General features: G+C 41.5%; 13 protein-coding genes. 9 read left to right on the forward strand and 4 right to left on the reverse strand.

Features of this window, described 5'->3' with window-relative positions:
* Window positions 1-40 precede the first annotated feature (40 nt).
* Both MKY01_RS04495 and MKY01_RS04500 read right to left on the reverse strand, forming a co-directional pair.
* A complete protein-coding gene (locus tag MKY01_RS04495) occupies window positions 41-2,281 on the reverse strand; it encodes an S-layer homology domain-containing protein (RefSeq protein ID WP_339285566.1) in 2,241 nt (746 codons plus the stop codon).
* A 233-nt stretch (window positions 2,282-2,514) separates the two neighbouring features.
* A complete protein-coding gene (locus MKY01_RS04500; protein WP_076319969.1) occupies window positions 2,515-3,117 on the reverse strand; it encodes a hypothetical protein in 603 nt (200 codons plus the stop codon).
* Window positions 3,118-3,355: 238 nt separating this feature from the next.
* On the opposite strand from MKY01_RS04500, the gene MKY01_RS04505 reads away from it, so the two are divergent.
* The 7 genes from MKY01_RS04505 (at window position 3,356) to MKY01_RS04535 (ending at window position 8,459) form a co-directional block, all read left to right on the forward strand.
* A complete protein-coding gene (locus MKY01_RS04505) occupies window positions 3,356-3,928 on the forward strand; it encodes an RNA polymerase sigma factor (protein ID WP_036668294.1) in 573 nt (190 codons plus the stop codon).
* Window positions 3,903-4,751, forward strand: a complete 849-nt coding sequence (locus MKY01_RS04510) for a hypothetical protein (RefSeq protein WP_036668293.1) — start codon at window positions 3,903-3,905, stop codon at window positions 4,749-4,751. Before MKY01_RS04505 ends, MKY01_RS04510 begins: the two co-directional genes overlap by 26 nt.
* Window positions 4,732-5,607 (forward strand): ABC transporter ATP-binding protein, encoded by an 876-nt coding sequence (locus MKY01_RS04515; protein WP_036668291.1) that lies wholly within the window; start codon window positions 4,732-4,734, stop codon window positions 5,605-5,607. The genes MKY01_RS04510 and MKY01_RS04515 overlap by 20 nt, the downstream gene beginning before the upstream one ends.
* Window positions 5,604-6,671, forward strand: a complete 1,068-nt coding sequence (locus tag MKY01_RS04520) for a hypothetical protein (protein WP_339285568.1) — start codon at window positions 5,604-5,606, stop codon at window positions 6,669-6,671. Before MKY01_RS04515 ends, MKY01_RS04520 begins: the two co-directional genes overlap by 4 nt.
* Window positions 6,672-6,887: 216 nt before the next feature.
* A complete protein-coding gene (locus tag MKY01_RS04525) occupies window positions 6,888-7,364 on the forward strand; it encodes a GyrI-like domain-containing protein (protein WP_339197124.1) in 477 nt (158 codons plus the stop codon).
* 208 nt (window positions 7,365-7,572) lie between these two features.
* On the forward strand, window positions 7,573-8,022 hold the full coding sequence (locus MKY01_RS04530) for a hypothetical protein (RefSeq protein ID WP_339285570.1): 450 nt from the start codon (window positions 7,573-7,575) through the stop codon (window positions 8,020-8,022).
* On the forward strand, window positions 8,019-8,459 hold the full coding sequence (locus MKY01_RS04535) for a hypothetical protein (RefSeq protein ID WP_339285571.1): 441 nt from the start codon (window positions 8,019-8,021) through the stop codon (window positions 8,457-8,459). The genes MKY01_RS04530 and MKY01_RS04535 overlap by 4 nt, the downstream gene beginning before the upstream one ends.
* A gap of 114 nt (window positions 8,460-8,573) precedes the next feature.
* On the opposite strand, the gene MKY01_RS04540 is transcribed toward MKY01_RS04535, so the two are convergent.
* Window positions 8,574-8,978: a CBS domain-containing protein gene (locus MKY01_RS04540; RefSeq protein ID WP_036605969.1), complete on the reverse strand. Its 405-nt coding sequence runs from the start codon at window positions 8,976-8,978 to the stop codon at window positions 8,574-8,576.
* A 177-nt stretch (window positions 8,979-9,155) separates the two neighbouring features.
* Between MKY01_RS04540 and MKY01_RS04545 the strand changes: the two genes are divergently transcribed.
* A complete protein-coding gene (locus tag MKY01_RS04545; protein ID WP_339285572.1) occupies window positions 9,156-11,264 on the forward strand; it encodes a penicillin-binding transpeptidase domain-containing protein in 2,109 nt (702 codons plus the stop codon).
* Between the two features lie 134 nt (window positions 11,265-11,398).
* Here MKY01_RS04545 and MKY01_RS04550 read toward each other — a convergent pair whose 3' ends face one another.
* A complete protein-coding gene (locus MKY01_RS04550; protein ID WP_339285574.1) occupies window positions 11,399-14,314 on the reverse strand; it encodes a pentapeptide repeat-containing protein in 2,916 nt (971 codons plus the stop codon).
* A 245-nt stretch (window positions 14,315-14,559) separates the two neighbouring features.
* Here MKY01_RS04550 and MKY01_RS04555 point away from each other — a divergent pair, with 245 nt between their 5' ends.
* The gene (locus tag MKY01_RS04555) at window positions 14,560-14,976 is read left to right on the forward strand and encodes a VOC family protein (RefSeq protein ID WP_101314792.1); all 417 of its coding nucleotides are present in this window, start codon (window positions 14,560-14,562) and stop codon (window positions 14,974-14,976) included.
* Window positions 14,977-15,194 lie beyond the last annotated feature (218 nt).

The raw sequence follows: 15,194 nt of genomic DNA on the forward strand, positions 1-15,194 counted from the left end.
TGGGAATTCAATGTAGAATTCCTAAGCTGGTTTTTACATGTTACTCGGTATAATCACTTATCGCAGTTCGCCCCGCCTCTACACTGATCCAGTAGGCATAATCTTCGCGCACGTCCACATAGAGGTTAAGTTCCTTTGCATCAAGGTTACTTACCGTGAGTTTAAAATTGCCATAAGCATCTGTTGTAACCTGCTGCGTTTGGATATGCTCTACAGCAGGCGAAGGACCATGGATTTTGATCGGCATCGTCTGGTTGGCATACGCCGGGAACGTACCTTGAAGGACCAGCGTGTGATCGGCAGAATATACAGCTTTCATGGTCTGATCCGGTAGTCCGCCGTTCTTTTCATTCTCGGTAGCTTCAGTGGCATTTTTCGGTCTGCTCCATAGTTCGAAGCCTTTTTCTTTCAGGTTCTGGAGAAAAACAACGGCCTCTGCCCGGGTCAAGGATTCTTGTCCCGCATAACCTTGCACCGTAGCTGCTGTTTTGCCTGAAGAGTATCCCATGTTCAGCAGATACCGGATGGCATCGTCATCATGGGTATAATTTTTACCGCCAAGCCCCGCCACGATTACGGCTACTTCTGTTCGGTTCAAGGCATGATTGCGCATCTTCGGATTCTGTTTGCTGGCATCCAGATTTAGATTCAACGCGGAAGCATAGGTATAATAACGATCACTCCAGATGTTTCCTTTGATAGCTTGTCCCTGTGCAGCATCGATGCTCTGAATGACATGGGAATTCGCATACAGCTTAAACACCATGGAGAGGAATTCGGCTTCACTCACCTGATTGTTGGGTTTGAACGTTCCATCCTCGTATCCACTGACCATCTCCTGTTGAACGGCCCATTGAATGGCATCTTTCGCCCAATGTGTACGGACATCAGTTAATTGGGGAATTCCCGTTACCGTAACAGAGACAACCGCTTCTTTCCCTTCAAAACGAATCCGAATTTCGGCTTTACCGGCCTGAAGTCCGACTATTTTTCCATCCTTGATGGCAATGCGATCTGACGTCGTGGTGAAGGAAACGTTAGACTGTGGAACATAGGATGTTCCGTTATCATTCACGGCAGTGATTGAAGGTAGATCAATCTGTTCTCCTGCTCGGACTTTCAGGTTTGGTTGTCCTGGCGTTATACGGGTAAGCGTTGCATCTTGTACACCGTCCACATGGAAGAAACGTGTGGAGTATGAGATTTCCGCTGCTGTACCGTTTTTCTTTTGCAGACCTGTAATTCGAATGTTGAACGTATCGCCGTTCTTTAACAATTGCACATCGTCGGGACGGAAGATAATGGCGTAGCCATATCCATATCCACCTGTCTCTACATTGAAATAGGCTTGATTAAACCATTGTTTATCCGCAGGGTCCACGTTGTAATAACCGGTTGGAAAGCCACTGTTCTGATTCTTGGCATTAAAGGTCCATGTACGTTGATCGGAAGTCCGAGTCATCTCGACCTGTACCTCAGACAGTGATGGCTTCGCGAATACATCTGTATTCAGTTGAACAGACCAGGCCTGTGTACTGCCAAAAGCTTCGATTGGAAAAGCTCCCTGATTCGGGAACAGGCTGTAGTTGAACGAAGTTCCCCCCGTTCTGCTTTTATCAAATACCTGCATGGCACTATAGTACTGATCATATGTCTTGCCTGCTTCACTACGAGTGGCGAGTCCAAATCCGATTCGTTGCAGTTGTGGACTCAAAATCCAGCGCCGATGACCGAGTCGATCAATATTGGAGGCGTCTGAATCATTCATGTAGGCCTGTATGCTTTTTGTCAGGACGTTATTCTTTGCACTGCTGGTAACGTACAGATTGGAGCTGCTGGCAGACTTTGAACCGGTGTCAAAGAAATCCTTTGGCATATCTCCTGGCTGTTTTGGAGAATGGGACAGGTATCCACCCGTGGAGACCACAACAGCCCCATGCTGGGCTTGACGATTCAATGCCGGATCAAGGACAAGATCGCCCTGTAGCCCCGTGATAAAACGATAAAAGTTGGCTGCATTCAGCCCTTGTTCCAGATAGGCGTCACTTACCACACCAGCAGAGTAGGGAGCACTTGTCGAAGGTGTCTTTGTATACAGGGGAGATGTATCATTGCCATTCATCCACTGATTCCACTTTTGGACAATCTCCTGCTGACTTCGCTCAGGTAACAAACTGTCGACCTGTTCCGCATGTGCCGCTTGAGCACCCCATAACAGAAACAGCAAACCTGCCAAGGGCAGAGTGAACAGTGAATGTATTTTATTTTTCCGGTAAACCATGTTTCCAACCCCTCTCATATCTGAACGTACGAAGAACATATGCATGTTCAGCATTATGGTATATTCATCGACATTACAGCTTGTTTTGCTTAGAGCCAGGCATGGGAGCATAAGGCCGAGCGTATGAAGGAGGGGGAAATTAGGCAGTTGGTGATTCATTTGTGAAAAAAAGAGCACAGGCTACCCCGCTGATTCGGGACAGCTTATGCTCTTTCTACATATGTATCTACTTTTTAGTCGAGACTCAGGTCGAAATCAGGCTCACACATATAATCTAATGGGTACAGATCATCTCGTGCCGAGATTAATGCACGGAAATGAAGATAAAGATTATTGGGTTGTACCACAATGCCACCAACACGATGGGGCATAAGTTCAGCCACGACGAAGACATCCTCGGCATTGTTACATTTAAAAAGAACATTTTTCGGATGAATGACTTCCTCCAGGTAACTATACGTCATCACGTGAAATGTTTGTCCGCGCCAGTTTGTCTTGATCACTTTATAGGATTGCGTTCGCACCAGATCCAAATAACGTTCCAGCTGGAACGTATGCTCGAATTGCGTAATATAACCTTTTTTATCTACATCAATCGTAAATTCGACATCATAGCTCACATGCATTTCATCTTTATAAGTTCCATTCATAACCTTCATGGTCTCAAAGTGTAATCCGAATTCCGGATCTTCTACATAGGGAATGGTAACGAGTTCGGGATCAACATATTCTGTGATCTTACTGTTCATGGAAGGTGGGGTGTAATACTTCGATGGCTGAAGATCAATCGATCCAATCATGCTTCCAGGAAAACCGGGGCTACAAGTTATTCGCATAGTCATCTCCTTAGTTGTTGGTCAGTAGTTAGACGAACGAGTAGGGAGAAAGTTGCACCAGAATAAGGAAATGAAGGATGAAGCCAGTAGTTCGCACGCCTGAGAAAATTTAAAACTGAGTCAATGTATCAATACTTCTTTTTTGGAATTTTGTTATATTCAGAAAAATATACTTCTATGCTTTTGATCTTTTACTATCCAAATTTCGTTAATTGTTTATAGAGGGGGTGAGGGAGCGTTGAATGATGAAGAGCTTATTCAAGAGATTCGCGAAGGTAGCCGTGCTGCCATGGAAGTACTGGTGAAGCGGCACTATCAGTCGATATTTGCTTATGTTTACCGGAAAACCGGAGAGTACCATACTGCTTATGATCTAACACAAGAGGTATTTGTAAAAATGATGAATTCCTTGGACAAGTATCAGAACACAGGTAAATTCAGTCACTGGCTACTGAAGATTGCAGTGAACCATTGTAGAGATTATTATCGTGGGCGGGAGTTCAAGCAGCAACAAAGAGAGAGTGAATTAACTGAGGATGCGTTCCCTGCCAGTGAACAACAGAATGTTTGGAATATTTTTCATAAGCGATTTCAGAATGAGCAAGTCAGGCGCGCAGTATTAAGTTTGCCTGATCACCAGCGAGATGCAGTCATTCTAAACTATTACAATGGATTGAAGATCAGGGAAGTTGCTGAACTTACGGGAACCAACGAATCGACCGTGAAGTCGCGCATTCGATTGGGGATAACGAAATTAAAGGAGATTATTGTGGGAGGTGAACGGGATGAAAAGCAGAGGAAACGGAGATGAACTGAATCCTGTAACAGAGTTGGAAATAGAAGAGTACAACGAAATTGCTTCATATCTGGATGAGTATCCGGTCGAATTTCCATCCGAGATGGAGATTGACAAGACAATTAGAATACTGGATACATATATGCCAGATCACATGAATGCTCACCTGAAACAAAAATCATCTGGGAATTCAGTCAAGGAATTGTTCCAGTTAGTTTATGGTGAGGTTGCTGTCTTCCACAAATCTTACTGGTTAGTTTGTTCAATGCTCTTGTTGTTCGGCTATTGGCTAGGTACTCACAGTACGACAGACCCGTACATGAGTGTGCTCTTTATAGTTCCTGTTCCATTTGTACTTGGTTTGCTAGAAGTTTTTAAAGGTCGAGATCAAGGATTAATGGAAATCGAACTGACCTGCAAAATCACGGCACAGCAACTGATGCTTACCCGTCTAATCGTAGTACTTATTGGGAATATGGCGTTTGTTGTTTTACTTAATTTACTTATATCAAGCGAAAAAGATGTTTCCATATCATGGAGTGCTATCGGCCTCTCGTATACACAGCTTATGATAGCAGCAGGTACAAGTCTATGGCTTGCGATGCGTGTCAGAGGTGGGACAGCCGTCAGTATCTTTTTAATTGTATGGTTCGCGCTGGTTTGGCTTGTACTAAGTAATCCCGAATTGAAGACTCTACTTCAATCGATCCAGCCCACAGTACTTATAGCGATGGCTCTATGCGGAGTTTTACTATTAATCAGTCAGATCTATGAGATGGCAAGGAAATATACATCACAGACAGAAAGAGGTTACTCCTTTGATACTGACCATGGATAACGTATCCAAGAAATACAGGAACAAGTTGGCTGTAAAAGAAGTCTCACTAGAACTATCCAGTGGTGGTGTTTACGGTCTTCTTGGGCCGAATGGAGCAGGGAAGACAACATTGCTTCGCATGATTGTAGACATTTCCAAGCCCACGTCTGGACAAATTTTGTTGAACGGGCAGTCTATCCAAAACATGGGAGACCGTTATCGAAGTTTGTTGGGCTACATGCCCCAGCGATTTGGATTTTATAACCGATTCAGTGCTTATAAATTTCTCATGTATATGTGCTCTTTGAAAGGGATCGGTATTAGTCAAGCTTCAGCACGTGTGCAGGAAACGCTAGTGACGGTGGGCCTTGAAAATCAAGCACAACATAAAATCCGCACATTCTCCGAAGGAATGAAGCAGCGATTGGGAATTGCCCAAGCTTTGTTGAATGATCCACAAATTTTGATTCTTGACGAACCTACAGCTGGATTGGACCCCAAAGAGCGCATTCGATTTCGTAACATTATCGGCGAGCTGGGAAGAGATCGTATTGTAATGTTATCTACGCATATCATTTCTGATTTGGAGTTTTCATGTAAGGAGATGATTTTGTTGAATGAAGGGCAACTCATCGCCCATAATACTCCGGAAGAGATTATGAACCGGATGAAAAATAACGTATGGAAAGCGAAATTAAATCCGCAGCAACTTGCTGATCTTACCTCTCATTTCAAAGTAAGTGGTTTGTCTTATGAGTCTGATGGAATCGTAGCCAGAATACTGGCCAAAGAACAGCCTGTCCCGCAAGCCGTACGAGAATCACCTCGGCTTGAAGATGTATATATGCACTATTTTGGAGAGGAGACGAAGTCTTGATTCGTTTAACTCAATTCGAGTTTTATAAAATTATAACGCGTAAAAGTATTGGCATAGCATTGTCTATTTTAATTGTTTTTCTAGTCGTATACTCATTTTGGAGGCATCCTGGGATAATGGATGGTTCCGCCTTTTACAAACCTTATGAAGGTCCTATTACAACAGAGAAGGTAAAAGTCGCACATAATCAATATGATTCCATTTGGGATAGTACCAAAGGTAGATACCAATATGGTGCATTGTACGATATTGTGTTTTTTTCTCCAGAGGCGATTAAGAACAGTACACGATATGATGATCATGGCAACATCATGGAGCGAACAGTGAATGTATCCGAAATTTATTATAATAAACCTTGGGGTTACCTACTGGAATACATTGATCAATTCGGTGTAGTTTTTATGATGATTATGATTCTGCTAGGGTTGGCTCCAGTATTTACCGAAGAATATGTACTAGGTACAGCATCATTACTGCGTAGCAGCAAAAGAGGCAAAAGCAAGCTTGTATCAGCAAAATGCATTGCTTCCATATTGTACGTTGTGATGTGTGCCGTTTTATTTACTGGGGTAAACTTGGTTTTATATTGGTTAAGGTTTGGTAATCTGGCTGGGGCGGATACTTCCATACAGAGCGTGGGCATGTATGTTTACAGCTTTGATTATGAGTTCTCACCATATACGTTTACTGCTTTTCAATATTATTTAGTTCAATTGTTTACTCATATAGCAGGTAGCTTGGTCTTTGCATCTATTGTTTTACTGGTATCGGTCCTCAGTTCTACATCCTTTATAGCTATAATTACGAATACTGTGATAGTAGGTCTGCCATACTTGGCCTTTGACGTATTAAATTTGAATTCCGGGTCATTAAATTGGGTCGAAAAATTTTCGATAAGTACCATGATACGGGTAACAGGGCTTTATCAAACACCAATAAACTATTCCTTATTCGGACTGAATATGTCTTATTTAACCTTATATATAGTTGTGATGGCTTTCATTACTGTTACGACTATACTTGCCACATATCGTATATTCCATAGCCGGGAAGTGTTTTCTTGAGTGAAGCTATGAGTGATTCCTTTTAGAGATATGGTTCGCAGTCACTGCGGACTTTTTTTATTTGCAGGAGTACTGGCACTATTTCCAATCTACTTACTCTTTTGATACAGTAACTGTAGGACATATCGGAGGTATATATCATGTATGGGACAATGTTTTCATGAATGGGTCATGGAGAACCGTGCCCCATATCGCTCTCGGAGAGGAGTCCATCTAATGAATGTGAATGAACATGTGATCGAACAACAGTCTCTTACCTTTGTGGGTATCAAACGAACGTTCTCTTGTGTGGATGGTGAGAATTTAATAGAAATTCCTAAGATGTGGCAGGATGCTTTGGCAGACGGCATTGAGGAACGTTTAAACGGGTTCAATAACGGAGCTATTCCCGGTCTGGTGGGCATCTGTGTAGATCAGAGAGAGCTGAAGGATAATCAAATGGAGTATTGGATTGCTACCTCTTACTCAGGTGAAGTGCCTGAAGGTTTGGTGTCCATCGAACTTCCTGCGTCCCATTGGGTCGTATTTGAAGCTGATGAACTAGAGCCGGAAGCGATACAACGGTTGTGGCACTATATTATGACAGAGTGGTTTCCTTCCACTTCATATCAGCATGCAGGGATTCCAGAACTTGAAGTGTACAAAGGTGATGGCACACCTCCCCAAGTCTGGATACCTGTAAAATCACTATAAGAGGTTGTTCAAAAAGTCCGCTTTTGATTACGAAGGATGCCTAGAGGCATCATCAGCATTGAATATGGAATTCAGCCGAAATGTCCGTTGCTCACGTAGTTTCCCTACGCTCCGCTACTCCATTTCTAGCTTCATCCCATCTTCTCGGTACTGAAAACCAATCTTTTTGAACAGGTATTATGAGCAAAATTGAATTAGGAGGTCTGCGATGTTATCCCATAAAGTGATTGATCATTGCCAGGAGCAAGGCTGGTGGCATGAAGATGTTCCAGCAGCCTACGAAGTAGCATTGCAAAAGCTGGAGATCGATCTTCAATCGGATTTTGCACAATTTTATTTACATGCAGAGGATGGACCAACTTTCTACAGCAGGCATCAGGAGTTGTATCAGATCTGCTGGTTTATGGAGAACACCGTATATATGGAAGACATGGATGTAGCACAGCTTACACTGGGACTTCCCGAGGCGTATATTCCACTGGACAGTTTTGAAGGTGAAGGTGGATTTTTCTACAACCGTCAGACGGGAGAAGTGGTACTGGTGGAACTGGGCGAATCGATTGAACGGTTTCTTAATGGCGAGAGTGAGCCGCAGTGGGCTGATTTCAATGCTTTTCTGGAGTGGTATTTCGTTCTGGAGGAGGATACGGTGCAATGAAAGATCTAACACCGGAACATGCCGAACTGGAGCGACAAATTGTAGAAACGGTAGAAGCCGGTAATGTGCTGGATGAGACGCAACAACATGAACAAGCACTTATCTATTATGATCAGGCATGGGGCATGTTGCCCGAGCCGAAGATGGAATGGGAGATTGCAAGCTGGATCGCATCCTGTCATGCGAATGCACATATCGATCTGAAGCAGTATGGACTGGCCAAGCCGTGGGCTGAGATATCGTTAAGTACGCGGAGTTCGGATAGAAGTACAAGTCCGTTGATCGATCTCGGCATGATCTGCATGAGACTTGAACAGCATGACGAGGCGTATTCGTATTTGCATCAGGCGTATGAGTTCGGCAGAGAGCGTGCATTTCAGGGAAGTCCGAGGGACGTGTTGAGTTATTACATTGATGAGCGGGCTAAGCGCAAATAGAATGATTCCGACCAGACCATGAAACAAAAAGGGTACCCCGGTTTGGCCAAAACATGACCACAGGAGTACCCTTTCGAGTTGAATATTCGTTTATTACAGGATGTTTGACTTCATTTAATCCGAAATGTTACGCGTATAGTATTCAATAATATCCTTACGACGGATAATACCGAGGAAGACACGATCGACATCCACCACGGGCACAAAATTTTGGTCTGCTGCAAGTGTCAGCATATCCTCCATTTCAGCCTCAATGAATACACATTCATTATATACCCGATTGTTAATCTCATGGACCTGAACCTGATCCATCGTATCAAAAGTCAATCCGGGTGTATTTCGCATTTTCCATAACAAATCGCCTTCGGACAGGGTAGCAACATATTTTCCATCCTGGTCAATCACGGGAACGGCGGTGTAGTGTTGCGATTCCAATTGCTCAATAGCATCTTTCATGGAAGCGGTAGACTTGATATAGGCCACTTCGGCTTTGGGGAGTAAAAAATAGCTGATTTCCATCATCGGGCTCCTTTTCAGCCTTTTGCATAGCAAAAAAGCTTTAGTATGTAATCTCACTCTCCTTATTTAAACATATTATGTGAGCTTTCGGCTATTTTTAATGATAAATTCGTCAGATTTGTTTCATTGTTTAAATGGCTCTGGAAATCTATAGTGTATATTAGAGGTGATGTAACCATGAAATCAAAACGTAAATTAATGTACGGACTGCTACCCATCTTGTTTGCAGGTGGAATCGGAATGTATCTATACATGCAGAATAACAAAGAAGCAGAGGCTAAGCCCCAGACTACCGTGAATCAATACATAGAGCATCTGCAAAAAAAAGAATTTGACCAGTTGTACACCTTGATGACACCTGCTTCGCTGCAAGAGTCGGGCATGAACAAGGAACAATTTGTTGAGAAATACAATGCGATCTATTCGGGTATGGAAGTATCCACCGTCAAGGCGGCGGTTAAACCTGTGGATGTTGCCGAAACGGCTTCCGATGGCAGTAAGACCGATGCAGAGAAACAAAACCCGGATACCTATGAGGTGGATTACAACCTGCAACTGACAACTTTTTTGGGTGAAGTCAGTGAGACGCATACATTAAAACTGGTCCGGCAGGAGCTTGAGGACGGGGGCAAAAACTGGAAAATTAACTGGCAGCCTTCACTGATCCTGAATGACATGGTTAAGGGCAGTAAGGTACGAGTGAGGACACTGTTCCCGGATCGTGGAGACATTGTGGATCGTGATGGTTTGCCGCTCGCTACCAAGGGCACGATGAATGAATGGGGCATTGTACCTGAGAAACTTGGGGATAACCCGGACCAGATGATTGCCCGAATCGCGAGCCATTATCAGGTTTCGGAAGATGCCATTCACAAGGCGCTTGCGCAGACATGGGTGAAGCCAGAGTATTTTGTCCCGATTGGTTCAACGGAGGAGTTTGACGTGGCAGAATCTTTAAGCGGGGTTACGATGCAAAGCAAGGAAATCCGCTATTATCCACTCGGCAATGCGGCTGCACACCTGATTGGATACGTGCGCAAAGCCACCAAGGAAGATCTGGATAAGGATACGGAAGGATATTATCGCGCAGAAGATTGGATTGGCAAAGCGGGTTTGGAGCAGTCCATGGAGAAGCAGCTGCGTGGTGAACGTGGTGGTCTGATTGAAATCACCGATGAATCCGGTAACTCCCGTTCTGAGCTTATTCGTAAGGATGCTGTAGATGGACAGAATGTTCAACTGACGATTAGCTCCAAACAACAAAAGAAATTGTATCAGACATTATCCAGTGGTGGAGATGCCGGTGCAATGGTTCTGATGGATCCGACGGACGGCAACCTGTTAGCGTTGGTCAGTGCGCCTTCCTATAACCCGAACAAGATGGTTACAGGACTTACTCAGGTAGAGTGGGATGCTTATTCGGCGAATGAGAAGCTTCCTTTTATCAACAGAGTCACTACCCGGTATGCACCAGGATCAACTTTCAAAGCGATTACAGCCGCAGCGGGACTGATGGAGAAGGTAACCACAGCGGACAAAACCCATGATATCTCTGGCTTGCAATGGCGCAAAGACGATAGCTGGGGCGGTTATTATGTTAAGCGTGTGAAGAGTTTATCCCCGGTTAATATGGTCGATGCTCTGGTGTACTCGGACAATATTTACTTTGCCATGGAAGCGATTGAGATGGGCAGCACCAAGTTTATTGATGGGATCCAGAAGTTTGGTTTTGGCGATAACTTTGGACTGGATGAACTGTATCTGAAGCCAAGCCAATATGCCAACGAAGCACATCTGGATCTGTCTTCTGAGGTGTTGCTCGCTGATACGTCCTACGGGCAAGGGGAGATGTTGATGTCCCCGATTCATCTGGCATCGTCATTTACACCTTTTATTAATGAAGGGAAGCTGGTGAAACCTGTTCTGATTGAGGGAAAAGAAAGCACTGAGCCTGAGGTAATTATTACTCCGGAAGCCGCAAATACGGTTAAGGATGCTTTGGGAGAAGTTGTTTCCCGGCAGGGAGGCACCGCCCACACCTTGAATTCAATTCCTGGAGGACTCGCGGGCAAGACGGGAACAGCGGAGCTGAAAGCAAAAAAGGGAGAGAAGGGGCAGGAAAACGGATTTTTCGTAGTATTTGATACTGATTCTCCGACCTTCCTGTTATCCGCTGTAATTGAAGAGGTGAACGGCCGAGGTGGAAGCCACTATGTCGTGGATAAATTGAAGCCTTTCTTGGAGAAGTTGGAGATTAGTAATAATTCTGAATTAGAAGAAGAGTAGTTTTTTACAGTTTATAAAAGCTAGTAAGAGTGACTAGTTATCATTAGAAGTTGACAACTAGTCACTCTTATCAAATTACTTTGGGGAATTTAATCTATATAAAGAAAGTGCGATGTCTACAGTTTATTTAAATTTTAATCTTCAAAAAATTCTTCATGCCTGATTATGCAGTATGAACCCTCGAAACTACAACCTTCCATAAACTTAACCTTCTCAAAGTCAACCTTTGTCAAGTCTGCTCCTTCAAAAATCACATTATTTAATACTGCATTATCAAAACAAGAATGTGATAAATTAGCTTTGTGAAATTTTGTGTTTTTCAATACTGCATTTGTAAAATTACAACCACGAAGTAAAGAATTTGAAAAATCTGTATATTCTAATTCTGTGCTTGAAAATATTATTCTATCAAATTTCAGATGACTTTTAGAATTGAGATTTTTCAAATTCGCCTGATAGAAGTTAGAATTGGATAAATCAGTTTTGTAAATAGTTGCATGCTCCAATTGTGCCCAACTAAAATAGGCATGTTGAGCGTAAGCTTGATATAATTGAACTCCCTTCATATTACAATTATTAAAATGAGTTCTTTCTAATTGAGAATAACTTAATTTGGCTTCTTTGAAGTTTGCCCCATCACAGATAGACCGAACTAAATTAGAGTAGTGCATTGCTCCAGACTCAAAGTTTATTGAGGATAAGTCAGCTCTATATAAATCTGCCATGTCAAGACATTGATAAGATATGTCTAAATGTCTTAAATTTGACATAACAATTGCGTTTGCTGCACCTGCACGCTGCCCAGTAATCATTTTTAATACAGTTCCAAAACTAGTCTCTAAATCCCAATTAATTTTCAGTAATTGGCCTATATGACTAGAAGTTAAACTAAGTAAAATAATTAAAGATTCAAAAGTATTGTTAGAGTATATCCTTTCTAAGGAGAAGGCTGGTCTTGGATCAAGTCTATCGACAGGTACGTCAAACTTAATACAGTAATTTAACAACTCTCCTAATGTCACTTGGAGTTTTTGTATTTCCTCCACACTTAAAAAATCAAGCTCTCCTTTTATAAAATTGATTAAATAAGTGTCAATCTTAGCTGACCCACATAAATTAATAAAGTAAACAGCTGCTGATTTAGCATCCCATCCATCATCAGGATCGTCTGCTCTTCTAGAAAGCATTTTATTTATATGTTTCAATGATAAGATAATTCTACGAGAAGCTAAATACTCTCCGAAACTCTTATGAGTGAATTCAAAAGTGTTATCGCCCATATTATTTGCGCCTGATTCTCTGAAATAGAATGCAGTTAGGAGCCTTGTGACTCCATTTGAGGCACCCTCTTGAAATCTATTTAGTAAATCTTTTAATCCATTATTTTGTGAGTAGTTTTCTATATCTCTTATAGTAGTAGTCCGACCTGAACCGTGCCAAACAGAGACGGCTATAACCTCTAAGATACGAATGAATTGTTCTAGGCTAGTATCTTTTATTGAGGGGTGCTTATTATTGGCCCAACCTCGATCGTACACTGCTTGCAATAAATCATTGTATATTGCGTTTAAATTATTGTTGTTATTGAAGTCGATCTTGTCTCTCATAAAACTTAACGCCACTAAATAATTTAGTAAGGGTTGGGAAGTTATTTCTTCGAGATTTTCTCCCTTTAAGGTTTCAGGTATAGAGGTATAGTTCTGTCCACTCGCTAATCCGTAAAGTTCCCACCAAGTCTCCCTCTGATCTATTTCTAGTAAACCCTTAGGATCATAGTAATCATTCTTATCTGTGCGGCTAACATAGTATGGAAGTATTTCAAATATTTGATTAGGTCTTCTAAACTGATCTTTACTTTGCTGAATGCTGAGTTCTCTACCTGTCATTATTACCTGAATTCTTATATCGTGCATGTTAAAGCGATCTACTTTACGCTGTACTTCCTCAACAAATTGTCTAGCTATCTCATTTGCTAACTTCCCTTGTCTTGATAATTCGTCTAAACCATCAAAAAAAACAATTATTCTGTCCTCTCCATTTTGTGGATCAAGGGGGTTATGACTAAGGTATTTATCAAATTTCACAAATCTTCCGACTGCTTCAACTAAGTCATCAGTCAACTCAAAATGATGCAATGGAATAAACAAAACAGGTATACTTTGATTTTCTGCTAATTTTGCTGAGTAAATTTTTGCGAAAGACGATTTTCCCGATCCAGGACCTCCACTTATAACTCGAATAGCATCATTCTTATCAGCAGTATGTAACCATTTGTCTAATTCTTCCTCTAAATTAATAACAACTTTCTGATTGTGTAAAGGTGAAAAATCAACATCGCCTAGCTTTGAATTTTCTTGATTTTTTTTATTATAGTAAGCCCGTAAAGGTACGTATATTTTCCTTAAACTGAAGGCTTCATCAAACATTCTTTTTTCAGTTTCTTTTCGTAAATATGTAGCGTAACGTAACCAAGAGAGTTGTCTTTCATTAGCCCTCATAAAAGGAGAATCAAAATATTCTGAGATGCACTTATACTCTTCGGGCCTTCTTTTCCACTCTTCATGGAGAGCAAAGACGAAAAACACAGGTAATCGATCAATTATTGACCTAATTTGACTTTCTGACAGTCCAAATCCATCTAACCATTGTGCAAAAGGTATTTTCACAGCAGTTAATATTTTCAAGGACTTAGGATTATGAAAAAAGTTTTTATCAAGCTCAAATATCTCATCCTCTAAAGAAAGATCAATTCTCATACTCAGACTTTCTATATCTATTTCTGTGACATCAAGTAATTCAATACTTTCTTCAACTATATTTTTGATTGCTTCTGTGAGAGATCTATATATTAGAAGCCACGTGACATGTGTTACTTCCTTCTCAAACCCAAGTGAAAGTAAAGCCTCGTAACTGTTGCCTATAACCTCTTTAGAATCTAAGAATACCCCTCCAATTGCTGCTCTCCCTAAAGACTGGAAGAATTTTTTTAAATCAACCTTCATTGATTGGTTCAGATGTTTAATTTTCTTTTTGACAACCAAAGTTTCCATATTCATGCCTCCACCAAGTAATTATAGAAATTATACCATTTAAAGTTTACAAGAACCTATGTAACAATATAACCGAATTTATAAATCGATTAAATTATCTTAATATCATAAGATATTATAAATTTTAGGATCTGTTGTTTTATTGAATAGTAGAAGTTCATGTTAAGATTATATTCAATTGACAGCGTATTCGCGAGGTGTTATTTTGAGGTGGAATGTATTCTATGAGTTCGAGGTGATCGATGGTGGCTATTCGTGCTAAGCAGATTTTTGTTAATTTACCTGTCCAAGATTTGAAGAAATCTGTTGAGTTTTTTACCAAGGTGGGATTTGAGTTTAATGCCAATTTTACGGACGAGTCTGCTACTTGTATGATCATCGGGGAAAATATTTACGCCATGCTTCTGGTGGAGGAACGTTTCCAATCCTTCATTTCAAAAAAAATCTCCAATGCCGCCGATACAACCGAAGTCATCGTTGCCCTGTCTGTAGATAGCCGTGAGCAGGTAGATGTGATTGTACAAGCTGCCCTCGATGCAGGAGGGAAGCCATCCAACGAACCACAGGATCACGGATTTATGTACGGATGGAGTTTTCAGGATCTGGATGATCACCTGTGGGAAGTTTCCTATATGGATCTCAGCGCTTTTCCTTCGGAGTAATAAAATGAAAATAACTAGAGCCTTCCTAGATTAATAGGAAGGCTTTTTTGCATCCAGTATGACTCGTTTAAACATGATATCTACAGAACATATGGTGTAATATTCCTTTTTGCTATATGATAATTATCGATTCATGTTGGTGTTTTTTAGCAATTGATGCGATAGGCGAACCCCGGGAAAGCGAAGTATACATATGTTCTTAAGTGGAGGGATCAGGG

This window comes from Paenibacillus sp. FSL R5-0486 (assembly GCF_037975155.1).
Classification (GTDB): Bacteria; Bacillota; Bacilli; order Paenibacillales; family Paenibacillaceae; genus Paenibacillus; species Paenibacillus amylolyticus.

Excerpts from the sequence above, each read along its gene's own strand:
- MKY01_RS04495 (WP_339285566.1), bottom strand. The coding sequence starts at position 2,281 with ATGGTTTACCGGAAAAATAAAATACATTCACTGTTCACTCTGCCCTTG.
- MKY01_RS04500 (WP_076319969.1), bottom strand. The coding sequence starts at position 3,117 with ATGCGAATAACTTGTAGCCCCGGTTTTCCTGGAAGCATGATTGGATCG.
- MKY01_RS04510 (WP_036668293.1), top strand. The coding sequence starts at position 3,903 with ATGAAAAGCAGAGGAAACGGAGATGAACTGAATCCTGTAACAGAGTTG.
- MKY01_RS04525 (WP_339197124.1), top strand. The coding sequence starts at position 6,888 with ATGAATGTGAATGAACATGTGATCGAACAACAGTCTCTTACCTTTGTG.
- MKY01_RS04530 (WP_339285570.1), top strand. The coding sequence starts at position 7,573 with ATGTTATCCCATAAAGTGATTGATCATTGCCAGGAGCAAGGCTGGTGG.
- MKY01_RS04535 (WP_339285571.1), top strand. The coding sequence starts at position 8,019 with ATGAAAGATCTAACACCGGAACATGCCGAACTGGAGCGACAAATTGTA.
- MKY01_RS04540 (WP_036605969.1), bottom strand. The coding sequence starts at position 8,978 with ATGGAAATCAGCTATTTTTTACTCCCCAAAGCCGAAGTGGCCTATATC.
- MKY01_RS04545 (WP_339285572.1), top strand. The coding sequence starts at position 9,156 with ATGAAATCAAAACGTAAATTAATGTACGGACTGCTACCCATCTTGTTT.
- MKY01_RS04550 (WP_339285574.1), bottom strand. The coding sequence starts at position 14,314 with ATGGAAACTTTGGTTGTCAAAAAGAAAATTAAACATCTGAACCAATCA.